Here is a 20,679-nt window from a genome sequence, read left to right as displayed (position 1 = left end):
GCTCAACCCTCCCGGTTCCGCCCCGCCAGGTATCCGTCCCGCACGATCCGGTGCACCCCGTGCAGGTAGGCCTCGGGCGAGTCCGGCGTGAACGTCGCCAACCCGTCGACGTACCGGTTGAACATGCTGAACGCCGCCGCGATCAGAACCGTGTCATGAATCTCCAGATCGCTCGCACCCTCCGCCCGAGCGTCCGCAACGAGCCAGGCGGTCACGTTCCGCCCGTCATCCCGCGCCGCTGCCGCGATCCGCAGCAACGCCCGCAACTTGGCCGTGATCGGCGCCGTCTCCAGATCGGCCCGAACCTCATCGACAAGGCTCACTCCCCGCTCAAGCTGAGCCGCCGCGAACGCCGCATGCGAAGCCGCGCAATAGGCACACTCATTGAGCTCCGACACATAGGCGGCGATGAGTTCCCGCTCACCCGGCGACAGCGTGCTGGGCCCCCGAAGCAACACCTCAGCCAGCATCATCAGGGGTCGAGCCGTCTCCGGCCGATACTGCAGCAGCCCCTGGATCCCCGGGAACATGCTCTCGTCAACACCCAGGTCAATGTGCGCCATCGGTGCAGAATAGGTGCCCGTCCCCGCCCCGGATACCCCTCCGCCACTCACGCCCGGCGGTTTCGTTCCGCTTTCCCAGATGTACGCGCCGAGGCTCCCACAAAAGCAGTTTGTGCGGTTATGCCTCTTCCGCGAGCCAGTCGGTGGTAACGCCACCGGCGGCCTTCCGTCTGATTTCGGCCTGTGCCCGCCGGAAACGGCCGCGCTGACGGGGAACCCGCGCCGGCCGGTGACCCCGCCCTTCCGCTCGTGGTAGCGCTCGATCTCGCCCGACACCAGGAACAGTCGGCCGGTGTAGTAGAGCCGGCCGTGTTCGAAGCGCTGGAGCCAGCCGGCGCTGCCGCGTTGGGAGGGTCCTACCCGCTCGACCTCCCCCACGCGCTTGCCAAAAGTGGACCAGTTCTTCGCCTCGAACGTGGCGATCGCCGCCGTGGCCTCGGGCCAGCCAACCCGGGGCGTTGGTCAGCGCCTCGACGATGTCGCGGGCGCTCTTGGGGAGCATGCCGACGAGCGCTCAGCACGCCCAGGTCGGGCGGTTGCTGGACGTACATGTTGTGCTGGGTGTTGTTGTCGCCGACCTGAAAGCCCTGGCTGTCCTTGATGTCGGCCATGTCAGTTGAACGTGTTGTGCTGGGTGTTATGGTCGCCGATCTGGACGCCCTTGGAGTCGTGCACGTTGATGGTCGTGGTCGCCTCCAGGACCCGGCGGGCGGCGGCCAGGATCTCCTCGTCGCGGTCGGCGCCGGAGTCGATCAGCTCGCCGCGCAGCACCTCGGACGACGCTTCGAGGGGTCGGTCGCCCAGGCGGCGTTTGAGCAGGTCGCGCAGGGTCGTGTAGGCGTCCATCACGGCGGTCTTGGCTACCTCGCCACCACCGGCCGCCAGCGCTGCCAGGATCAGCTCGACGTCCGCCACCTTGATCACCCTTCCGTCAGGGAGCCGCACCGATTGTGACAGTCCTGCCGGGAATGACAGTAGAGACGATCGGCCGGTACGCGGAAGGTGCTCACGACCAGCGGCTGCGGACGACCGATGTCGCCCATCCGGGTCAGCCGGGTGCGTCCGTGTAGCCTGAGGACGCTGCCGCTCGCAGCACATCGGCGCGGTGGCCGACCATGTTGGGGGACGCCCGTGTCAGTGCCGTTGTACCAGGCCAAGGCCGAGATGTTCCGGACCCTCGGGCATCCCGTGCGGATCCGGGTGCTGGAGCTGCTCCAGCCCGGCCCGCAGCCGGTACGCGACCTGCTCGCGGAGATCGACATCGAGCCGTCGAGCCTGTCGCAGCAGCTCGCGGTCCTGCGCCGGGCCGGCATCGTGGTCTCTTTCCGCGACGGCGGCGCGGTCATGTACGCGCTCAGCACGCCGGCCGTGCTCGACCTGCTCGCGGCCGGCCGGCGCATCCTCGGCGAGATCCTGACCGACCGCGACGGGCTTCTCGCGGAGCTGCGGGCGCGCACCGGCGCCGCCGGGGACGGGGTCGAGGAGGATCTGACCGGCTCGCGGTGACCGGCTCCGATCAGATCCCCGGCGACCGTTCGCGATCAGACGTCCAGGTTCTGCTCGATCGTGCGCAGCCGGTGACGCGCCATGGCCAGGTTCGCGCGGTCCCGGCGCAGGGCCAGGTACAGGAACAGGCCCTTGCCGGAGCGGCCCGTCAGGGGCCTGATCAGGTGATACTGCGTGTCGAGCGTGATCAGGATGTCCTCGATCTTCTCGGTGAGGTTGAGCATCTCCATCGCCCGCAGCTTCGCGCGCACCACGTCCGTGTTGCCGGCCGCGGCGACCGTCAGGTCCAGCTCCCGGCCGCCGCCGACCGTGCCGAGCGCCATTCCGCTCGAATGGTCGACCAGCGCCGCACCGATCGCGCCGTCGATCTGCATCGCGTCCTTGAGCGCGACGTCCATCTCTGCCATGTCCCTACTCCTCTGCGCACAACGGCTGTGTGGGCAGAGGATCGCGTCCCGGGCACCGTCCGGATCGCACACATTGTCCGGCCGCCGCCGTCCATCGCTGAGAGGGTTGTCTCACGCAAGTGCCGACTTGAAGACTTTTGCAAGTACGCAGCTGTACGTTCCTGAACCTGCACAGCCGCAAGAAATCCTTAGGATGGCCGGAGGCGCAGATGCCCCCGGGAGGAACGATGGCCGTCGCGGTTGCCGCACCACACCCGGCCGCGGTCGAGGCCGCCGAGGAAGCGGTCGCGGCGGGCGGGAACGCGCTCGACGCCGCGCTCGCCGCGGCCGGGGCGCTCGCCGTGGCCTATCCGCACCAGTGCTCGGTCGGCGGCGACCTCGTCGCGATCGTCCGGCCCGCGGGCGGCCCGGCCCGGGCGGTGCTGTCGATCGGGGCCGCCGCCGCGGCGGTCGACATCGCGGCCCTGCGCGCCGCCGGTGACCGGATGCCGTTCGACGGCCCGCAGACCATCACGGTGCCGGGCGTGGTGGCCGGCTGGGCCGCGATCGCCGGCCTCGGCTCGCGACTGTCGCTGGCCGACCTGCTCGCCCCGGCGATCCGACTGGCGGCCGACGGTGTCCCGTTCAGCCCGGGTCTGCGCCGCGCGATCGCGTACCGGCAGGACGCTATCGAGTCTGATCCGGGCCTGTCCGCCCTGTTGCTCACCGGCGACGACCGTCTCGTGCAGCCCGCGCTGGCGGCGACTCTGACCGCGATCGGCGCCGGCTGGCGCACCTTCTACGAGGGCGACCTCGCCCGCCGGCTCGCCGAGGGCCTGCGCAAACTGGGCAGCCCGCTCGTCGCCGCCGACCTCGCCGCGCACCGGGCCGAGGTCGTCCCGCCGCTGACCCGCGTGCTGGGCGAGGTCACCTGGCACGCCGCCCCGCCTCCGGTCCAGGGCCCGACGTTCCTCGCCGTCGTGGGCGCGCCCGACCTGCTCGCCGCGTCTCAACGAGCCCGCCTGGTACGCGACAACCTGCTCGGCGACCCCCGCACCGGCCCGGTCGATCTGGCCGCGCTGCTGTCGCCGAGCGCGGCGCCCGGCGGTGGGCCGGCGCCCAGCGACGGGCGGAAGCCGACCGGCGACACCGTGGCGGTCACGGCCGTCGACCAGGACGGGAACGCGGTGACGCTCATCCAGAGCGTCTTCGAGAGTTTCGGATCGGGTCTGCTCGACCCCGAGACCGGGATCGTGCTGCACAACCGCGGCTCGTCGTTCCGCCTTGAACCCGATCATCCTGGCCGGATCGCCCCCGGCAGCCGCCCGCCGCACACACTCTGCCCGACCCTCGCGGTCACCGGCGACGACGTGCTCGCGCTCGGCTGCCAGGGCGGCCGCAACCAGCCGTGGATCCTCGCCCAGGTCGCCGGCGAGGCACTCGGCTCGAGTGACCTGACCGGCCTGCTGACCCGGCCGCGCTGGTACTTCGACGAGGGTGCGGTCGTCACCGAGCCCGGCGCCGGCGACCTGCGCGACGACGCCGGTCACGTCCAGGTCTGCCGCCTGCGTTCCGGCGAGCTCGCGGCAGCCAGCGACCCGCGCGCCGACGGCCGGGGCGCCGTCCTAGGGGAGTAGCTGGTCGAGAGCGGGCGTCTTCTTGAAGATGCCGTCCTCCTCGCCCAGCTCGGCGACCTTGTCGAGCGAGCCCCGGTTGATGTCCTGCGGCCAGTTCGGCAGGATCATGCTGATCCGGACCGTGTCGTTGATCGGCGTATAGGTGCCGACCACGTCGCGTACCTCATCGGGGTTCTGCTCGGCGTAACTCAGCGACTCCTTGATGGCGTCGGTGAAGTTCTTGACCAGGTCCGGGCTCTCCGCGATCACGTCCTTGCTGGTGAAGTAGAGCGCCACCGTCAGGTCGGGCGCCGTGTCCACGAAGTTGGACGCCAGCACCTCGGCGCCGGTCGTGACCGCCTCGGACAGCTGCGGCTCGACCACCCAGATCGCGTCGACCTTCCCCGATCGCAGAGCGCCGTTCATGGTCGGGAACGGCATCGCCTCGAACTTGAGGCTCTTCGCGTCGCCGCCGGCCTTGCGCACCGACTGGCGTACGGTCGTGTCGCCGATGTTTTTCAGCACGTTGACCGCGATCGTCTTCCCGACCAGGTCCTTCGGCGAGCGGATCTTGCTCCCGTCCTTGACGACGATCGCCGAGAAGTCGCGCCCGGTGCGGCCGGTCGAGGCGACCCCGCTCGCCACCGCCTTGAGCGGCGCGCCGTCGGCCTCGGCGGCCATCAGCGAGGTCACGTTCGAGAAGCCGAACTGGTACTTGCCGGCGAGCACGCCCTTGACGATCGGGCCGCCGCCCTGCTCCTGGACGAGGTTGAGGTCGATGCCCCGCTTGCTGAAGAAGCCCTTCGCCTTGCCGAGATAGATCGGCGCGACATCGATGATCGCGATGACGCCGACATCGACCTTGGTGCCGGCCGGCCGCTTGTCGGAGCCGTTGGCGGTACAGGCCGCGGACGCGAGCAGCGTCGACAGCACAGCGACGGTGGCGAGAATCCGACGCATGGGTGCGCTCCCTGGAGACGTACGGCGCGGACGCGCCCGGCGCACGGTACCTCGATCTATGCACGCATAACACAGAGCGAACGGACAGAGTTGCGGACCGTAAAGACATTGCCATTACCGTACGTAGGGGAAGCCGTCACCAGTCGTGAAGAGTGCCGTCCACCAGGCGGTTCACCGGCAGCGATGCGGGGCGGTAGGGGTATTTCGCCGCGAGCGTCTCGTCGATGTCGACGCCGAGCCCGGGCTCCTCGGACGGGTGCAGGTACCCGTCCTCGTAGCGGTAGCCGTGCGGGAACACCGCGTCGGTCTCGGCGGTGTGCGGCATGTACTCCTGCAGCCCGAAGTTGGGCACGGCCAGGTCGAGGTGCAGCGCCGCGGACATGCACACGGGCGAGAGATCGGTGGCGCCGTGCGAGCCCGTGCGCACCTGATACAACGCGGCGAGGTCGAAGATTCGGCGCAGGTGCGTGATGCCGCCGGCGTGCACGACCGTGGCCCGGATGTAGTCGATGAGCTGCTCGCGGATCAGCCGCTCGCAGTCCCAGATCGAGTTGAAGACCTCGCCGACGGCCAGCGGAGTGGTGGTGTGCTGCCGGATCAGCCGGTAGCCGTCCTGCAACTCGGCCGGCACCGGGTCCTCGAGCCAGGTCAGCGCGTACGGCTCGAGGGACTTGCCCAGCCGCGCTGCCTCGATCGGGGTGAGCCGGTGGTGCACGTCGTGCAGCAGCCGCAGCGTCGGGCCGAACTCCTCGCGCACCCGCGCGAAGACGGAGGGAATGTGGGCCAGGTAGTGCGGGGTGGACCAGGTGGACTCGGCCGGGATCGCGGCGGAGGCCGGTTCGTAGATCGGCGAAGCGGTCACACCGTATATATCGGATATGGTGGGGATGGCGGCCTGGATGCGCACGGCGCGATAACCGCGCTCGACAAAGGACGCGACGGACGTCAGCAACTGATCGACCGAAGAACCGTTCGCGTGCCCGTACACGGAAACGCCGGAGCGCGACCGCCCACCCAGCAATTGGTAGACGGGGAGCCCGGCCACCTTGCCTTTGATGTCCCACAAGGCCGTGTCGACGGCGGCGATCGCGGTCATCGTGACCGGTCCCCGGCGCCAATAGGCACCCTTGTAGAGGTATTGCCAGGTGTCCTCGATGCGCGCCGGGTCCCGCCCGATCAGCACGGGAATCACATGCTCGTTCAGGTACGCGGCGACGGCGAGCTCGCGCCCGTTGAGCGTCGCGTCCCCCACCCCGGTCAGCCCGTCGGACGTCTCGATTTTGAGCGTCACGAAATTGCGGCCCGGTGAGCAGACGATCACCCGGGCCGCAGCAATCGTCACGACGGGTCTTCCTTGACCCGCGCCACCAGCTGCGTCGGATTCACGAACCGCAACGCGATGACCAGCAGCACCAGCATCATGGAGGTATAGATGACCGCCATCGCGTCGACCGACTGCTGCGCGCGGATCCCGGCCGCCGACATCGTGTAGTAGAGCGCCACCACGAGCGTCTGCGAATCGGGCCCGGCGGTGAGGAACGTCAGCTCGAACATGCCGACCGTGCGCACCAGCACGAGGATCGAGGCGGCGAGAATGCCGGGCACCAGCAGTGGCGCGAGAATCCGCAGGAACACCTGCCACGTGCGCGCCCCGCACATCCGGGCGGCCCGCTCGATGGCCGGGTCGACCTGCTCGATGAACGGGGTCATCGTGAGAATCACGAACGGGATGGACGGCACCAGATTGGCCAGCACCACGCCCGTCATGTGCCCGGCGAGGCCGTATTTGTAGAGGACCGTCGCGAGCGGAATGCCGTAGGTGATCGGCGGCATCAGAATCGGCAGCAGGAACAGCAGGTAGAGCACCCGCCGGCCCGGGAAGGAACGGCGGGCGAGGACGTACGAGGCGGGCACGCCCACCAGCACCGAGATGCCCACCACCAGCAGAGACACCTCGATCGTCACGATGAGCACGTCGAGCAGCGTGAATTCGTGCCACGCCTGGCCGTACCACTGGGTGGTCCAGCTTTCCGGCAGCCACGTGTCGAACCAGCGCCGGCCGAACGAACTGACCACGACCGAGCCGATGACGCCGGCGAGCATGACGAAGAAGAACGTCACGGAACCCCACACCAGCCAGGCGCCGGGAGACGCGACAATGCGCGCTCGGCGAGTCTTCTCCTCCTGTGCGGGAACGGCGACCGCGGTCATCCCTTGCCTCCCGTCGATCCGGTGTAGAACAGCGAGCGCATCCCGAGAACGGCCGCCACCACGGCGAGCTCCACGACGCCCATCACCACCGCTATCGCACTGGCGAGCGGATAGTCGTACGCCTCGTAGGCGGCGTGATAGGCGGCGATGGAGATGACCCGGGTCGTTCCCGCCGGATCGCCCACGAGAACCGCCGACGGGAAGACGCTGAACGCGAGCACGAACGTGAGGCAGAACGTGGTGGCCAGACCGGGCGCGAGCAGCGGCAGGGTGATGCGGTGGAAACGCGGCCACCAGCCGGCGCCCAGAGTCGCCGCGGCCCGTTCGAGCGTCGGGTCGATGCCGGACAGATACGACAGGATCAGCAGGAACGCGAACGGGAACCCGGTGATCACCAGCGAGAAGAACACGCCCCAGTAATTGTTGGTCAGCCGCACGGGCTCGTCGATGACGCCGGCCGACATGAGCGTCCGGTTGAGCCAGCCGGTCGGCCCGAGGAAATTGAGCAGACCCTCGGCGGTCAGCACCGTGCCCAGGGTGATCGGGACGACCAGCAGCACGGTCAGCAGTCGCTTTCCGCGGAAGCGGCCCCGCATCCGGTACGCGATCGGCACCGACGCCGCCACATTGAGGAACGCCGCCGGGAGCGACAGTTTCAGCGTCGTCCAGATGGTGTCCCGCTGATAGGCGTCCGCGAAGAACTCGCGATAGGCCCCGAACACCCCACCCTGGGACGGCTGGAAGGAAAGACCCAGACCGTAGGCGAAGGGATAGATGAACAGGATCAGTACGCAGAGCAGCGCCGGGACAAGGAGCAGCAACTGCCGGTCGATACCGCGTTCGGCCAGCCGGTGACGCAGCGCGGTCACGACGGCTCCCCGGGGAAGACGAGCACCCGCGCCGGGTCGGCCACCACGGAGACCTTGTCGCCGGGCGCCGGCCGCTCGGCCGCCCGCAAGTGCAGCATGATCCCCTGATCGGTGCGCGCCTCCACGGCCAGCTCCCGTCCCTGGTACTCGACCACCTCGACGGTGACCGGCACCCCGCCCTCGCCGACCACCAGGTCCTCGGGACGGATCGCGGCCACCACCTCGTCGCCGGGGAACAGGTCGCCGACCCCGGTGCCGGTCAGGGTCATGCCCGGCCCCTCGACGCCGACGTGCTCGCGGGTGACCGAGGTGACCCGCATCGGCAGCAGGTTGCGGTACCCCATGAAGTCGGCGACGTGCCGGTTCGCCGGGCGGGTGTGCAGTTCCTCGGGGGTGCCGACCTGCTGGACCCGGCCGTCGCGCAGCACGACCAGCCGGTCGGCCATCGACAGCGCCTCCTCCTGGTCGTGCGTGACGTACACGGTGGTGAGGCCGAGCGACTGGTGCAGCCGGCGGATCTCGGTGCGCATCTCCAGGCGCAGCTTCGCGTCCAGATTGGACAGCGGCTCGTCCATGAGCACCAGCGACGGCTCGAGGACGACCGCGCGGGCGATCGCGACGCGCTGCTGCTGACCGCCGGACAACTGGCCCGGGAGCTTCGTAGCGTGCTCATCCAGGCGTACGAGTCGAATGGCCTCGTCGGTGCGACGCCGGACCTCGGCGCGCGGCAGATGCCGCATCTGCAGCCCGAAGGCGATGTTCTTCCGCACCGAGAGGTGCGGGAACAGGGCGTAGCTCTGGAACACCATGCCGAAACCGCGGCGCTCCGGCGGCAGCGTGTCGAGGCGCCGGTCGTCCTGCCAGATGCTGCCGGCCGAGAGCGGCAGCAGGCCGGCGAGGCAGTTGAGCGCGGTGGACTTGCCGCAGCCGGAGGGGCCGAGCAGGGCGATGAACTCGCCCTTGTGGATTTCCAGGCTGAGCCCGGACAGCGCGTCCTTGCCGCCGAAGCGACGGGTCACGCCGTCCAGGCGCAGAGTGTCGAAGGAACTCACTTCTTCACCTTCGCGCCGCCGATCTCGCGATCCCATTTGTCGAAGGCGGCCACGAGCGATTTGGCGTCGAGCGGGACCTCGAGGGGGTTGCTCGCGATCAGCTGCTCATACTCGGGCCGGCCGTACTCACCCAGCGCCTGCTGGCTCTCCGGCGGCGCCATCGACAGCGGTACGTCCTTGAGCGCCGGGCCCGGGTAGAAGTAGCCCTTGTCGTACGCCTTCGCCTGCTGGGCCGGCGTGAGCATGTCCTTGAGCAGGTTGAGGATCGCGGCCTGCTTGTCCACGCCGACGCCCTTGGGGATCACCGCGTAGTGCGCGTCGGTCACCCAGTGGAAGCCGGCCAGGGTGCCGACCGCGGCCTCCTTGGGCACGGTGCCGAGCACGCGCGGGTTGATGTCCCAGCCGGTCGTGCTCGCGATGATCTTCGCGGAGCCGTTGGCGAGGTTCTTCATGGTCTCGCTGGTCGTGGACGGGTAGAGCGTCACGTACTTGTTCAGCTCGGCCAGATAGGACCAGGTCTTGGACCATCCATTCATCGGATCCTTCGGATCGGAATCCTTCAGAAGATAAGGCAGACCCATCAGGAACGTACGCCCCGGACCGGAGTTGGACGGGCGCGCGTACTGGACCGCGCCCGGGTTCGCCTTGGCGTAGGCGAGCAGCTCCTCGGCGGTCTTGGGCGGGGTCGGCACCTTGGCCGGCAGGTATTCGATCAGCGGGCCGGACGGGTAGTAGGTGACCGTCACGCCGAAGTCGCCGGCGAGCTTCTGCATGGACGCGGCGCCGGGCAGGTAGTCGCTCATCCCGGGCACGCGGTTCGCGTACGTGGGGAGAAGCGGAACCCAGAGGCCCTGGTCGATGCCCGCGGCGAGGCCGTCGACGCCGGTCAGCACCAGGTCGATGTCGACGCGGCCCGCGTTCTGCTGGGCCTTGACCTTGCCGACCAGCTCGGGGGCGGTCGCCTTGGAGTAGGTGACCTTCTCGATCTGGTCCTTGTTCTTGCCGACGAACTCGTCGATCATCCCCTGGGTCAGCTGGAGGTCGCCGGCGACGTCGAGGATGTTGAGCGTCACCGCCTTGCCCGGCTTGTCGGGGACCGGGCCGTCGGTGGTCGATTTCGGCTTCTCCGGGGCGCCACAGGCGGTTATGGCGAGAGCGGTCGCCGCGGCCGCGGCGATGATTCCGATTTTCCGGGACATGGGGAATCCCTTCAGGCGGGGGTGGGACCGGTGGAACCGCGCACCATCAGTTGGGCGGGCAGCTCCCGCCGGGCCGCGGTGGAGCGGTCCGGCTCGGTCAGGAGTTGCAGGAGCAGATCCACGCCGGCCCGGCCGGCCTGCTCCTTGGGGAGTGCGACAGTGGTGAGCGAGGGGTGAACCATCGCCGCGAGGGCGATGTCGTCGAAGCCGAGCACGCTGATGTCGCCGGGGACCGCGACGCCGCGGGCCATGAAGCGGTTGAGCAGGCCCAGCGCGACCAGGTCGTTGTAGCCGATCACGGCGGTCACGTCGGCCGCGAGCACCTGGTCGGCGGCGGCCACCCCGCCCTCGAACATCGGCATCACGTTGCCGATCTCGATCAGCTCGATGTCCTTGGTGAGCGCCCGCAACGATCGAAGACGCTCACGATTGGCCCAGGCCGAGCGCGGCCCGGCCACGTACGCGATCCGGCGGTGGCCCAGGGCGGTCAGATGGCTGACCGCCTGGCGCATGGCGTCCGGGAACTCCGGGGTCACCGACGGCACCTTGGCGATCCGCCGGTTGACCAGCACGACCGGCGTGTCGGCGACCAGCGTGCGCAGTTCCTCGTCGGGCATCCGCGGCGAGCAGAGCACGATGCCGTCAACCTGCTTGGACAGCCGGCGCACCAGCCCCGCCTCGGCAGTCGCGTCCTCGTCGGTGTCGGCGAGGAAGACCGCGTAGTCGGCCTCGTGCGCGCGCGCCTGCACGCCCTTGACGACGCTGGGGAAGAACGGATTGCCGAGATCGGGAACGAGCAGCCCGATGTTGCCGGTACGCCCCGTGATCAGTCCACGAGCGGCCCGATTGGGGTGGTACCCAAGGGTGACCGCCGTACGGCGGACACGCTCGCGCGTCTCAGGGTGAACGAGCTCAGGCATGGTCAGCGCGCGCGTGACGGTAGACGCCGAGACGCCGGCCACCCGCGCCACGTCCTTGATCGTCACCGCCACGCCGCGCCTCCCCACCGGAGCTAACGGCCAGTCTGAAATCCATTTCGGATAGATGTCAACCCATCGACCTCCATCTCTTCATGATCCTTCCTGAAGTTGCTGCTCACCGATGAAAACGTTGGCGATCTTGAAGCATCGGCGACCCGCGCCACCGCTTTGCCGGCCGGAGATCTCCCCACCACGAGCCACCCGTCCCATCGCCGCCCGCCCAACCAGTCCGATGCGGCCATGGCGTGGGTCTGCGTGGTTGCGGCGAGTGCGGCCCGTCGAGATGGCCGGTATGCGGCAAATGCGGTAGGCGTGGCGCGGCGGTTGGATCCCGCGCAAGCTGCCGCCACGCCGAGTGCAACCGGCCGCACGGCGCACCTGGCCAAGGGGTTGAGAATTGCGGCGAACGCCGCCCAGACGGACCCCACCCACCGCAACCGAACCGCCAGGGCTGATCTCCGGGCGCGGCCGGGGTCTGGGGCAGCGCCCCAGGTCTTAACGTTCGATCGGCGAGGGGACAGGCATGGGGATCTTGATGAGCTAGGCTCCCCGGCGTGTTTTCGGACGACATAGACGCCGACCTGAGGCGCCTGGCCGATGATCCGCAGTTCCCGCACAGCGACGCGGCGCGCCACGCCATCCGGTTCCGGGCCGAAGGCGACGCCGCCGACCTGGTCGCGATCGAAGACGACCCACACCCCTGCCAGATGACCGACGTGATCTTCGCGCTGGCCGGGCAGCAGCGGCCCTGGCTCAACTGGGTGCCGATGCCGACCGAGGCGATCGCCAACGTCGCCAACGAGGTCGGCCGGCGGCGGGCGCAGGGCGAGGACATCGAGATCACGGGCCTGGGGCTCTCCGCGGCCGAGCCGCCCAGTGCGATGACCGCGTGCCGGCGGGTCGCCGGTCCCGTCGAGGTTGGCGTCGCCGATTTCCCGCGGCCCGACATCCGTACGCCGGTGCGTCCGGTTCGCTACTCCGTCTGGCGGTATGACGGGGAGAACCCGGTGCCCTCCGTTCCGGCGCCGGCCCCCGAGGCCGTACGGGTGCTGCATGAAGTTGCGGCGGAGCCGTGGCCTTCGCTCTTGTCGGGATATCTGCAGGCGGCGCCGCTGGGCAAGCTGCCACTCGACGACCTGCTCGGCATGCTCTCGCACCTGCCGGAGGCGCCCGACACCCCGCGCTGGCGGCACCTGGCGACGACCACGCCGACCTACTGGTACCGGCTCATGCAGCCCTGGGTGTGCCTCGGCATCCTGCACCACGCGGCCGACGAGCCGTGGCTGGTCTCGACGCGGCGCGAGGTGCTCATGGACCTCGCCTTCGGCGTCGAGGACTGGGTGTCGGACGCGGCATTGTTCGCGCTGGTCACGGTCGCCTTTCGGGAGCCCGAGCAGCGGCACGAGGTACGGGCGCTGGTGCGGGCCCGGCTCGACGCGGCGATGGCGGCGCCCCGGCTGGTGACGATCGAGGAGTCGCTGGCCCGGCTCATGCTGGTCACGCCCGGCTGCACCGCGGACGACCGGGCCGCGGCGGCCGAGGCGATCGCGCGGGCCGAGGAGGACGACGCGGAGGGCGAGGAGGCGGCGCCCGAGCCGCCGAAGAAGAAGCGCCGCTGGTGGCGCCACCGCGACTGAGAAGAATCGCGGCGCCGTGTCCTCGGCCCCGCACGTCCGGGGACACGGCGCCGCCGGGGATCAAGTCGTGTGGTTCTCCACCGGGCGGGACGTCATCGGGCGACGTTATCCCCGCTTGGGGGCGCCGCTCCTCGTCCGGGCAGTTGATCATGAGTGGCCGACCGTCGGCGGGGTGTCGACCGTCCATCCGGTTCCGCTGTGCGCCACCTGTGACTATCCGTGATCGACTTGCCTACTCGTGCCGAGTCACTCCCGGTGCCGCCGTTTCATTGACACCTGTGGACGCCTGCTGCGAGAGTTGGCCCCCCGTGGCTTGATCAACTGAGTTGGGGAGAACGCCCCGGCTCGCCGTCGGCCTGACTTCTCTCGAACAAAAGGAGACAGCGATGACCACCCCGACCGACCACGCCCCCGAGGCCGCCGGCCCCCGACCGAAGCCGGTAAACGCGTGCTTCCACCCCGGCGACGACCTGGCCGCCGACGTGGTTCTCCCGCTGACCGAGGCGGAGGAGCGCGAGCTGGCCGACCTGGCCCGCTGACGCCCTACGCCGATCCGGCGCCGGGCACCGAACCGCCCGGCGCCGGGCCGCGGGAATTGCACCGATGTTCATCGATCCGTTGGCGTCCGCGAGCCGTATCACCCCGGGAAAGGGGTGCCCACGATGCTCGACAGACTCCTCTCCCGCACCGGGCCCGAAGTGCCGCCGGACCTGGTCGTGCCTCCGCCTGTCGTCGACGAGCCCACCCAGAAGCTGAAGACGCTCCCGACGGTCCCGCAGCGCGTCGCCGGGCGGGCGGTCATCGTGTACGAGCCGGCGCCGCGCCAGCCGTGGAAGCTGTGGGCTTTCACCGCGGTTCTCGTGGCGCTGACGATCGGCGTCGTGCTCGGTCAGGCCGAGGCGTTCCAGCCGGTCTCCCGCGGCTCGAGCGCCCAGGCCGCCGTCGTGCCGCCGCCGCAGAGCCCGTCCGCCCCGGCGCCCGTCCAGCCGTTGACCGCGCCGCTCGGGACTGCGAAGGCGCTGGTCTTCGAGGTGACCGGCGAGGCGCCGGTGCTGCACATCGTGAGCGCCGACCTGCGCGGCCAGCTCTACAGCATCGTGGGAATCGGCGTGGGCGCGACGCCCCGGGTCACGAACTCGCCACGCGGGCCGAGGCTCGAACTGGCCAGGATCGGAGCGGAGATCAGGCTGAGCTCGCGAGTGTCCTGGACGGTACGCCTGCGGTCCGCCTCCTCCGATCAGGACATCGACATGCGTGCGGGCGGCCTGGCCGGCGTCGAACTGCTCGGCGGCTCGGCGCGCGCCGCACTGATGCTGCCCCGGCCGAAGGGCACCGCGAAGGTCACCGTGACCGGGCCGGTGAGCGAGCTGAGACTGGCCACCGTCGGCGCGATTCCGGTGCGCCTGCGGCTCACCGGCGGCGCCCAGATCGCCGTCGTCGACGGTAAGACCATTCGAAAGGTCAAACCCCGCACGACGCTCACGCCCACCGCGTGGAAGGCCGCCAAGGAGAGGTACGACGTGACGACCGCGGCCGCCGTCGGCACGATCTCCACCGCTCGCCTCTGACCGCGTGTCAGTTCGGTGCGATCGGCTTGTCTTGTTCGTCGTACGCGGTCACGTTCACCGTCGCGCCGTCCTTCCAGGCGCCGCTCGAGGCCGTGGTGCGCTCGGGCGGCGCCGGCTCGGCGACGAAACGCAGGTCGCCGTTCTTCTGCACCTCGACCCCGGTCATCTTCCGGCCGGGGATGGGGCGGAGGGCCGTACCGCCGTCGAGCGGGACCTCCGCGCGCGTGGTGCCCGTCGGCAGGAGGCCGAAGACGAGTGGCTGACCCGTTCCGTTCAGTACGGTCACGCCGATAGTGAACTGGCCGAGCATGCTCGACGGCGTGCAGGTGTGCTCGACGGGCACGCCACGGCTGCGCAGCTCGAGGCAGTCGCCGTAGTCCTTGTCGTGGATCTGGACCACCGACCAGCGGGTCTCGCCGATGGCGCCGCTCGCCAGCAGCCGCGGGTTGCTGCGCTGCTGGAACATCCCGTCCAGCCGGTCACACCCGGCCACCGCGAGCAGAACGACCGCCGCCGCCACGGAAACGCGCCTAATAGACACGGACCTCACCGCCCCGGGCGTCGAGCAGATCGATCGCGACCACCTCGGCGTGATCGCCCGCGCCGGGAACGTGCAGGGCGTAGATCCGGTTGGCTCCGCCGCCGGCCGGCTTGATCGGCGCGGACTGCGGTTTCCCGCCGGCGAGCGTGAGCACGACCTTGGTTGCCGCGGCCGGGACGATCCCGAAGAGGATCCAGTCCTTCGTCGTCCCGCCCCGGTCGGCGACGACCTGCACGGCCTGGCCGCCGGCGAGCCACCCGTCGCCGCCCGCGACCTTGGGCCAGGCGCAGTCCTTGCCGGCCGTCCGCCAGCGGGTGAACTCGTCGAAGTTCGTCTCCCGCTCCAGCCGCGCGCACTCGCTGCCGCCCGAGCCGGTGAGCCGCACCCGGTAGTCGCCGCCGGGGAGATCGAAGCTGAAGACCGAGCTCTTCCAGTCGGCCGAGCAGTAGGTGAGCCCGCCACCCAGGGCGATCGCGAGCGTGACGAGAACGGCGAGGACGCGGCGCACCCGGGTGCGGGACCGGGATCGCGGTGGGGCGGCGGGCTGAGCGGTCATGTGCGCTCCCGAATGCTCAACGGCACGCGCTCACGCTATCGACCGCCCGCAATGCGACGACAGGGATAGCCGGCAACGCCGGGTGACCTTGACCGATCGAGTCAGGGCGACTCGGTCGGATCGAGCCGGATGCGAGGCCAGACGGCCTGCAGGGGCTACGACCAGTTCGATTGTGTGCAGTGTTTGTCCGGCTCCGTCCGCCACGCCGGCTCCCTCTAGCATCGTATGGAGGGGGCACCATCGCACCGAGAGGCCGAAGATGAACTCCGCTGCCGTAGGAGTGATCGGAACACTGCTGGGAGTTGTTGTTGGTGGCGCGCTCCAAGAATTTCGGGAATGGCGTAAACGCCGGTGGAACAAAGAGGACTTGCTCAGCGACCATAAGCGCATCGCATACGCCCAGTACGTGAGATCAATCAGCGCTAGCTTCGCAGAGGCCGAGGCGGGTGTGTTGGCTCCTAGGGAGCACGGCAACCTTCGTGCTGCCACGGCCGAGATTCAAATCCTTTCGGCCAAGGCGGTTTCCGGACCCGTTTCCGAACTTACGGAAACAGTTGTAAAAACCCACGAAGAGTTGGCGAAGGCGGCGAGCTTGTCGCAGACGGAAAAGGAAAAGATTCTAGCCAAAATAGAGGACGTGAATCGCGCTCGGCTAGCGGTGATTGAGCTGTTCAAGGGAGACCTGGCAGTAAATTCCGCAGGTCACTCAGATCGCCGCCATCGAGACCCGTGACCGATCGAGTCGCGGCGGTTCGGTTGGATCGGTTGCTGCACTTCACGCACCGTGGGGTCCGGGGGTCGCTCCCGGGCTGGTGCAGTGGCCGCGTCAGAGCTCGAAGCGGCTTCCGACGGCGTTCGGGCGGAAGGCGCCGGGCAGTGCCGCCGCGAGGGCGTGCTGGGCCTTCCAGGACGTGCAGTGGGCCGGGACCAGGACCGCGGGCGCCTCCTCGGCGAGGGCGGCGACCGTCTCCGAGACCACCGCGCCGTCGCGCAGGTGGAGGCCGCCCAGGACGGCGTAGAGGCGGTCGACGCCGGTGAGGCGCTTCGCGTACCGGATGATGTTGATGATGCCCGAGTGGCCGCAACCGGTCAGGATGACCAGGCCCTTGTCACGGACGTGCAGGACCACCGCCTGGTCGTCGTGGATGGCGCGGTCGGGCTGCCAGGCACCGTCGCGGAACGCCTCGTGGCCGTCCATGCCGGTCTCGAACGGGGTCGTGCGGTCGACCTCGCCGGTGACCAGGATGGCGCTGTCGAGCAGGAAGGAGGGCTGGCGGCCCTCGATGACCGTGAAGCCGGCGCCCTCGATCGCGGAGCGGCTCGGCGTGGGGAGCTCGAGCGTGCGGTCCGGCGAGACGAAGCGGCGGCGCAGCCAGAAATCCGGGTGCAGGAGGATCGGCAGGTGGGTGGGGCCGAGGCGGGCGGCCAGGCCGTTGAGCCCCATGACGTGATCGAAGTGTCCGTGGCTGAAGACGATCGACTCGAACGTCTCCGGCCGGATCGCGAGCCGGTCGAGATTGCCGGCCACGCCCTCGGCGGTGATCCCGGCGTCGAACAGGATGCGTCGGCCGGCGACCTCCACCATCGCCGAGAACCCGTGCTCCGCGCGTAGGAAATCGAAGTTCTGCTTCTCTTCGGCGAGCTCGGCCGGGATCACCGGCAGCGGCGCGGCCGTCCCCGCGAGCCCGAACCGTCGCACGAGTCCCTCGTCGGGCAGCAACGCGTCCGACGAGTTGTCCATGAGCGTCGTGATGTGCACGCCGTCGACCGGCGCGAGGCTGATCTGCTGCACGTCACGAGCCTACGCCCGGGCGCAGGACAACAATGAATTTCGATACGTGGAAGCATGGTGGCCGGTACTGCCTCCGACCGGAAGGACGAGTACATGACCGTCGTGACTCCACTCCACCGCCGGATCTCCGTGCGGGCGGGCGCCGCTCTCGCCCTGCTCGCCGCCGCTCTCGCCGTGCCCGGGTCGGCCGCGGCCGCGCCCACCGCCGGCACGGTTCGCTGGGCGGAGTGCACCGAGGAGGGGCTGCTCGGATTCGACTGCGCCACCACCGAGGTGCCGCTCGACTACGACAAGCCGCACGGCGCCACGACCACGATCGCTCTCGCCCGGCGGCCGGCCGACGACCCGGCCCACAAGATCGGCACCATCTTCGTGAACCCGGGCGGGCCGGGCGGACCGGGCCGGGGCATGGTCACGGTGGCGGGCGAGATCGTGGCGCCCGACGTGCTCGCCCGGTTCGATCTGGTCGGATTCGATCCGCGTGGCATCGGGGCGAGCGATCCCGTCCAGTGCTTCGCGACCGACGCCGAGGCCGAGGCCCTCTACGCGCGGATGCGGATCGTGCCGCTCTCCCGGGCCGAGATCTCCAGCACGATCGGCGCCAACCTCGCGTACACGAAGGGGTGTGTGAAGAACGCCGGGCCGCTGCTGGCACACATGAGCACGCTGAACGTCGCCAAGGACCTCGATCGGTTGCGCCAGGCAGTCGGTGACGCCAAGCTCTCCTACATCGGTTACTCGTACGGGACACTGATCGGCGCCACGTACGCGAACCTGTTCCCGTCCCGGGTCCGGGCCGTGATCATCGATGGAAATGTCGACCCCGATCAGCGCACCAACCACCGGCTCGCGAACAAGTTCGAGCGAGCGGGCGGCTTTGAGATCGTTCTGGACGCGTTCCTGCGCGAATGTGACAAGGCCGTGGCGACCTGCGCGTTCACCGGCGACGCCCGGACCAAGTTCGACCGGCTCCGCGACCGGCTGCGGCAGGGCCCGGCCACGCTGCCCGAGCTGGGCACGGTGACGATCGACGACCTGACCGACTTCATCTCCGGCAGCATGTACAACGTCGCCGACTGGCCGGACACGGCGGCCACGCTGCAGTTCGCGTACGACGCGATTTTCGGCGGCGTCACGCCGTCGACCCTGGCCGCTCACTCGCTGCCGAAGGCCAAGGCCCGTCCCGGCTGGTCGCCGGACGCCTACTCCTACAACGGCAACGACGCGGGGCTGGCCGTGAACTGCGCGGACGCGCCGCTGCCCCGCAATCCCGCGCTGTACCCGGGCATCGCCGACGCGTTCGAGGCGGCCAGCCCGACGTTCGGCCGGGCCGAGGCGTTCAGCGAGGTCGCCTGCGCGAACTGGCCGGCGACCACCGAGCGGTACCACGGCCCGTGGAACCGGCGGACGGCGCAGACCGTGCTCGTGGTCAACCCGACCCACGACCCGGCGACCCGGTACGACTTCGCCCTGCGCATGACCCGGGAGCTGGGCAACGCCCGGCTGCTCACGCTGGACGGGTTCGGGCACACCACCCGGTACAGCGCGTGCATCACCGGCTGGTACTCGCGCTACCTGATCGACGGCGCGCTCCCGCCCGCCGGTACCCACTGCCAGCAGGATCTCGCGCCGTTCCCGGCGGCCTAGATACGGAAACGGGCGACCGACAGGGTGGCCGGCACCTCGGTGCCGGTCACCGCGGCCGCCGCGACCCGGGCCAGCGCGGGCGCGATCTGAATTCCGTACCCGCCCTGCCCGGCTAGCCAGAACAGGCCGGGCGCGGCCGGGTCGGCGCCGGCCACCGGCTCCCGGTCGGACGCGAACGTGCGCAGCCCCGCCCACGCGGTCTGCACCGAGCGAAGGCCGAGAACGGTCGCCTCGTTGACCCGTTCGATCGCGAGCGCCACGTCCTCGTCGAGCGGACGCGCGTCGCACGGCTCGCTCGGCGTCTCGTCGGCCGGTGACACCAGCACGCCGACGCCCTCGGGACGGAAGTAGAACGTCTCGCCGACATCGGCCACGATCGGCCAGTTCCGGTCGACTCCGGTCGCGCGGGCCACCGCCGCGGTACGCCGCATCGGCCGCAGCCCGATCGGCGGCACACCGAGGCTCGCGGCCACCCGGTCGGCCCACGCGCCGGCCGCGTTCACCACGGCGGCCGCCGTGACCGGGCCGGCGGTGGTCTCCAGCCGCCAGTGGCCGCCCTCGTGCCGGCCCGAGCCGACCGCCGCCTGGAGCACGATCCGAGTTCCGCGCCGGCGGGCGCCGCCCAGGTAGTGCTGGTGCAGCCCGAGCACGTCGATCTCCAGCGCGTCCGGCTCGAGCAGGGCCTCCGCGCACCAGCCGGGGCGCAGCACCGGGCAGAGCTCCTCGGGCCGGACCGGGACCAGCGTGGGCTGCGCCGTCTCCATGGCCGCGAGCTTGGCGACCTGGGCCGGCGGCGCGACCCAGAGCATCGGCCGGGGGAACAGCAGATCCCCGGCGGTGTCGAAGTCGGGGCGCGAGTCGGTCGTCAGGCGGCGTACCTGCGGACTGCCGTAGCTCTCCAGGAACATGGCCGCCGAGCGTCCGGTGGTGTGGTAAGCGGGCTGGTTCTCCTGCTCCAGCACCACCACAGACGCCGTGGCCGCGAGCTCGTAGGCCACCGACACGCCGGCCATCCCGGCGCCGATGACAGCGACGTCAGCTTCGATCTCCATGGCTCATTGTGCGTCCCGCGCGGTCACGGGATCGGCGGGGAGGTCTGCTTGATCAGCTGGAGGCTGTCGAAGCGGTAGAACTCGCAGGGTGTGTCCGAGCTGGCGCTCATGTAGAGGGCGTGCACGCCGGTCGGGGTGGTGGCCAGGCCCAGGCGCAGGCTCGACTGGTACCACTGGGTGCAGCCGCCGCCGGCCGGGTAGAGCGTGAGGAACGGGGTGGCGGCCGGGCTGTCGGCGCGCAGCTCGATCGTGCCCGGGCCGGTGGCGCAGGAGCGCCACGTGGCGTAACCGCTGGCCTGGCCGTACGTGCCGAAGTCGATGCTGTCGAAGCGGATCCAGTCGCCGGCGGAGAAGGCGACGGCATGGCCGCCGGAGGCGGCGGGGTCGGCGAGGACCCGGATGCCGTGGGTGGCGTCGAAGCTCTCGGCCTCGATCAGCGACGCGAACGGGCGGGTGGCGCTCGCGGCCGAGGCCGGCGCCGCCGCGATCAGGGTGAGCAGGGCGGCGCCGGCGATGGCGGACAGGGATCGGATGAGCATGACCG

General features: G+C 70.0%; 22 protein-coding genes. 7 read left to right on the top strand and 15 right to left on the bottom strand.

Translation table 11 applies throughout. The annotated features are described in order from the left end of the window. Window positions 1-2: 2 nt before the first annotated feature. Both A3CQ_RS0100650 and A3CQ_RS0100645 read right to left on the bottom strand, forming a co-directional pair. The gene (locus tag A3CQ_RS0100650; protein WP_020508975.1) at window positions 3-563 is read right to left on the bottom strand and encodes a carboxymuconolactone decarboxylase family protein; all 561 of its coding nucleotides are present in this window, start codon (window positions 561-563) and stop codon (window positions 3-5) included. A 612-nt stretch (window positions 564-1,175) separates the two neighbouring features. Continuing rightward, entirely contained in the window at window positions 1,176-1,478 is a 303-nt protein-coding gene (locus tag A3CQ_RS0100645; RefSeq protein ID WP_040431433.1) for an RIP homotypic interaction motif-containing protein, read from the bottom strand. A 216-nt stretch (window positions 1,479-1,694) separates the two neighbouring features. Here A3CQ_RS0100645 and A3CQ_RS50915 point away from each other — a divergent pair, with 216 nt between their 5' ends. Further along, on the top strand, window positions 1,695-2,069 hold the full coding sequence (locus tag A3CQ_RS50915) for an ArsR/SmtB family transcription factor (RefSeq protein ID WP_051115112.1): 375 nt from the start codon (window positions 1,695-1,697) through the stop codon (window positions 2,067-2,069). A gap of 35 nt (window positions 2,070-2,104) precedes the next feature. Here the strand turns inward: A3CQ_RS50915 and A3CQ_RS0100635 are convergent, their stop codons facing one another. Next, window positions 2,105-2,476, bottom strand: a complete 372-nt coding sequence (locus A3CQ_RS0100635; RefSeq protein ID WP_026205157.1) for a hypothetical protein — start codon at window positions 2,474-2,476, stop codon at window positions 2,105-2,107. A gap of 227 nt (window positions 2,477-2,703) precedes the next feature. On the opposite strand from A3CQ_RS0100635, the gene A3CQ_RS0100630 reads away from it, so the two are divergent. Further along, window positions 2,704-4,092: a gamma-glutamyltransferase gene (locus A3CQ_RS0100630; protein ID WP_020508970.1), complete on the top strand. Its 1,389-nt coding sequence runs from the start codon at window positions 2,704-2,706 to the stop codon at window positions 4,090-4,092. On the opposite strand, the gene A3CQ_RS0100625 is transcribed toward A3CQ_RS0100630, so the two are convergent. From A3CQ_RS0100625 to A3CQ_RS0100595, 7 genes are all read right to left on the bottom strand, one after another. Further along, entirely contained in the window at window positions 4,081-5,031 is a 951-nt protein-coding gene (locus A3CQ_RS0100625) for an ABC transporter substrate-binding protein (RefSeq protein WP_020508969.1), read from the bottom strand. The two genes, A3CQ_RS0100630 and A3CQ_RS0100625, sit on opposite strands and share 12 nt — an antisense overlap. A gap of 136 nt (window positions 5,032-5,167) precedes the next feature. Next, complete coding sequence (manD, locus tag A3CQ_RS0100620) at window positions 5,168-6,373, bottom strand: D-mannonate dehydratase ManD (RefSeq protein WP_026205156.1); 1,206 nt, start codon at window positions 6,371-6,373, stop codon at window positions 5,168-5,170. Next, window positions 6,370-7,242 carry an ABC transporter permease gene (locus A3CQ_RS0100615; protein ID WP_020508967.1) on the bottom strand — a complete coding sequence of 291 codons (873 nt, stop codon included), beginning with the start codon at window positions 7,240-7,242 and terminating at the stop codon, window positions 6,370-6,372. The genes manD and A3CQ_RS0100615 overlap by 4 nt, the downstream gene beginning before the upstream one ends. Beyond that, on the bottom strand, window positions 7,239-8,111 hold the full coding sequence (locus A3CQ_RS0100610) for an ABC transporter permease (protein ID WP_020508966.1): 873 nt from the start codon (window positions 8,109-8,111) through the stop codon (window positions 7,239-7,241). Before A3CQ_RS0100610 ends, A3CQ_RS0100615 begins: the two co-directional genes overlap by 4 nt. Continuing rightward, window positions 8,108-9,163, bottom strand: a complete 1,056-nt coding sequence (locus tag A3CQ_RS0100605) for an ABC transporter ATP-binding protein (RefSeq protein WP_020508965.1) — start codon at window positions 9,161-9,163, stop codon at window positions 8,108-8,110. The genes A3CQ_RS0100610 and A3CQ_RS0100605 overlap by 4 nt, the downstream gene beginning before the upstream one ends. Further along, the gene (locus tag A3CQ_RS0100600; protein WP_020508964.1) at window positions 9,160-10,362 is read right to left on the bottom strand and encodes an extracellular solute-binding protein; all 1,203 of its coding nucleotides are present in this window, start codon (window positions 10,360-10,362) and stop codon (window positions 9,160-9,162) included. The genes A3CQ_RS0100605 and A3CQ_RS0100600 overlap by 4 nt, the downstream gene beginning before the upstream one ends. An 11-nt stretch (window positions 10,363-10,373) precedes the next feature. Beyond that, window positions 10,374-11,354, bottom strand: coding sequence for a LacI family DNA-binding transcriptional regulator (locus tag A3CQ_RS0100595; RefSeq protein ID WP_020508963.1), 981 nt, complete (start codon window positions 11,352-11,354; stop codon window positions 10,374-10,376). Between the two features lie 542 nt (window positions 11,355-11,896). Between A3CQ_RS0100595 and A3CQ_RS50910 the strand changes: the two genes are divergently transcribed. The 3 genes from A3CQ_RS50910 to A3CQ_RS0100580 all read left to right on the top strand — a co-directional run bounded on the left by A3CQ_RS50910 (window position 11,897) and on the right by A3CQ_RS0100580 (window position 14,547). Continuing rightward, the gene (locus tag A3CQ_RS50910; RefSeq protein ID WP_020508962.1) at window positions 11,897-12,979 is read left to right on the top strand and encodes a hypothetical protein; all 1,083 of its coding nucleotides are present in this window, start codon (window positions 11,897-11,899) and stop codon (window positions 12,977-12,979) included. A 386-nt stretch (window positions 12,980-13,365) separates the two neighbouring features. Continuing rightward, a complete protein-coding gene (locus A3CQ_RS60375; protein WP_020508961.1) occupies window positions 13,366-13,518 on the top strand; it encodes a hypothetical protein in 153 nt (50 codons plus the stop codon). 123 nt (window positions 13,519-13,641) lie between these two features. Then, the gene (locus A3CQ_RS0100580; RefSeq protein ID WP_020508960.1) at window positions 13,642-14,547 is read left to right on the top strand and encodes a hypothetical protein; all 906 of its coding nucleotides are present in this window, start codon (window positions 13,642-13,644) and stop codon (window positions 14,545-14,547) included. Window positions 14,548-14,554: 7 nt separating this feature from the next. Here the strand turns inward: A3CQ_RS0100580 and A3CQ_RS0100575 are convergent, their stop codons facing one another. Together A3CQ_RS0100575 and A3CQ_RS0100570 are read right to left on the bottom strand one after the other, a co-directional pair. Continuing rightward, window positions 14,555-15,088 carry a hypothetical protein gene (locus A3CQ_RS0100575; protein ID WP_157295110.1) on the bottom strand — a complete coding sequence of 178 codons (534 nt, stop codon included), beginning with the start codon at window positions 15,086-15,088 and terminating at the stop codon, window positions 14,555-14,557. Then, window positions 15,078-15,644 (bottom strand): hypothetical protein, encoded by a 567-nt coding sequence (locus A3CQ_RS0100570; RefSeq protein WP_157295108.1) that lies wholly within the window; start codon window positions 15,642-15,644, stop codon window positions 15,078-15,080. The genes A3CQ_RS0100575 and A3CQ_RS0100570 overlap by 11 nt, the downstream gene beginning before the upstream one ends. 259 nt (window positions 15,645-15,903) lie before the next feature. Here A3CQ_RS0100570 and A3CQ_RS60370 point away from each other — a divergent pair, with 259 nt between their 5' ends. Next, window positions 15,904-16,377 (top strand): hypothetical protein, encoded by a 474-nt coding sequence (locus A3CQ_RS60370; RefSeq protein ID WP_157295106.1) that lies wholly within the window; start codon window positions 15,904-15,906, stop codon window positions 16,375-16,377. 93 nt (window positions 16,378-16,470) lie between these two features. Here A3CQ_RS60370 and A3CQ_RS0100565 read toward each other — a convergent pair whose 3' ends face one another. Then, on the bottom strand, window positions 16,471-17,436 hold the full coding sequence (locus A3CQ_RS0100565; RefSeq protein WP_020508957.1) for an MBL fold metallo-hydrolase: 966 nt from the start codon (window positions 17,434-17,436) through the stop codon (window positions 16,471-16,473). A 93-nt stretch (window positions 17,437-17,529) separates the two neighbouring features. Between A3CQ_RS0100565 and A3CQ_RS0100560 the strand changes: the two genes are divergently transcribed. Further along, entirely contained in the window at window positions 17,530-19,083 is a 1,554-nt protein-coding gene (locus tag A3CQ_RS0100560) for an alpha/beta hydrolase (RefSeq protein ID WP_157295104.1), read from the top strand. On the opposite strand, the gene A3CQ_RS50905 is transcribed toward A3CQ_RS0100560, so the two are convergent. After that, window positions 19,080-20,135, bottom strand: coding sequence for an NAD(P)/FAD-dependent oxidoreductase (locus A3CQ_RS50905; protein ID WP_020508955.1), 1,056 nt, complete (start codon window positions 20,133-20,135; stop codon window positions 19,080-19,082). The two genes, A3CQ_RS0100560 and A3CQ_RS50905, sit on opposite strands and share 4 nt — an antisense overlap. 23 nt (window positions 20,136-20,158) lie before the next feature. Then, window positions 20,159-20,674, bottom strand: coding sequence for a carbohydrate-binding protein (locus A3CQ_RS0100550; protein ID WP_020508954.1), 516 nt, complete (start codon window positions 20,672-20,674; stop codon window positions 20,159-20,161). Between the last annotated feature and the right edge of the window lie 5 nt (window positions 20,675-20,679).

This window comes from Paractinoplanes globisporus DSM 43857 (genome assembly GCF_000379645.1).
GTDB classification, from domain to species: domain Bacteria; phylum Actinomycetota; class Actinomycetes; order Mycobacteriales; family Micromonosporaceae; genus Actinoplanes; species Actinoplanes globisporus.
This window is presented reverse-complemented; position numbering and strand designations above follow the sequence as displayed.

What these genes read in the sequence shown, in the direction of transcription:
- A3CQ_RS0100650 (WP_020508975.1), bottom strand. Translation starts at nt 563, where the DNA reads ATGGCGCACATTGACCTGGGTGTTGACGAGAGCATGTTCCCGGGGATC.
- A3CQ_RS0100635 (WP_026205157.1), bottom strand. Translation starts at nt 2,476, where the DNA reads ATGGCAGAGATGGACGTCGCGCTCAAGGACGCGATGCAGATCGACGGC.
- A3CQ_RS0100630 (WP_020508970.1), top strand. Translation starts at nt 2,704, where the DNA reads ATGGCCGTCGCGGTTGCCGCACCACACCCGGCCGCGGTCGAGGCCGCC.
- A3CQ_RS0100625 (WP_020508969.1), bottom strand. Translation starts at nt 5,031, where the DNA reads ATGCGTCGGATTCTCGCCACCGTCGCTGTGCTGTCGACGCTGCTCGCG.
- A3CQ_RS0100615 (WP_020508967.1), bottom strand. Translation starts at nt 7,242, where the DNA reads ATGACCGCGGTCGCCGTTCCCGCACAGGAGGAGAAGACTCGCCGAGCG.
- A3CQ_RS0100600 (WP_020508964.1), bottom strand. Translation starts at nt 10,362, where the DNA reads ATGTCCCGGAAAATCGGAATCATCGCCGCGGCCGCGGCGACCGCTCTC.
- A3CQ_RS60375 (WP_020508961.1), top strand. Translation starts at nt 13,366, where the DNA reads ATGACCACCCCGACCGACCACGCCCCCGAGGCCGCCGGCCCCCGACCG.
- A3CQ_RS0100580 (WP_020508960.1), top strand. Translation starts at nt 13,642, where the DNA reads ATGCTCGACAGACTCCTCTCCCGCACCGGGCCCGAAGTGCCGCCGGAC.
- A3CQ_RS0100570 (WP_157295108.1), bottom strand. Translation starts at nt 15,644, where the DNA reads ATGACCGCTCAGCCCGCCGCCCCACCGCGATCCCGGTCCCGCACCCGG.
- A3CQ_RS60370 (WP_157295106.1), top strand. Translation starts at nt 15,904, where the DNA reads ATGAACTCCGCTGCCGTAGGAGTGATCGGAACACTGCTGGGAGTTGTT.
- A3CQ_RS0100560 (WP_157295104.1), top strand. Translation starts at nt 17,530, where the DNA reads ATGACCGTCGTGACTCCACTCCACCGCCGGATCTCCGTGCGGGCGGGC.
- A3CQ_RS50905 (WP_020508955.1), bottom strand. Translation starts at nt 20,135, where the DNA reads ATGGAGATCGAAGCTGACGTCGCTGTCATCGGCGCCGGGATGGCCGGC.
- A3CQ_RS0100550 (WP_020508954.1), bottom strand. Translation starts at nt 20,674, where the DNA reads ATGCTCATCCGATCCCTGTCCGCCATCGCCGGCGCCGCCCTGCTCACC.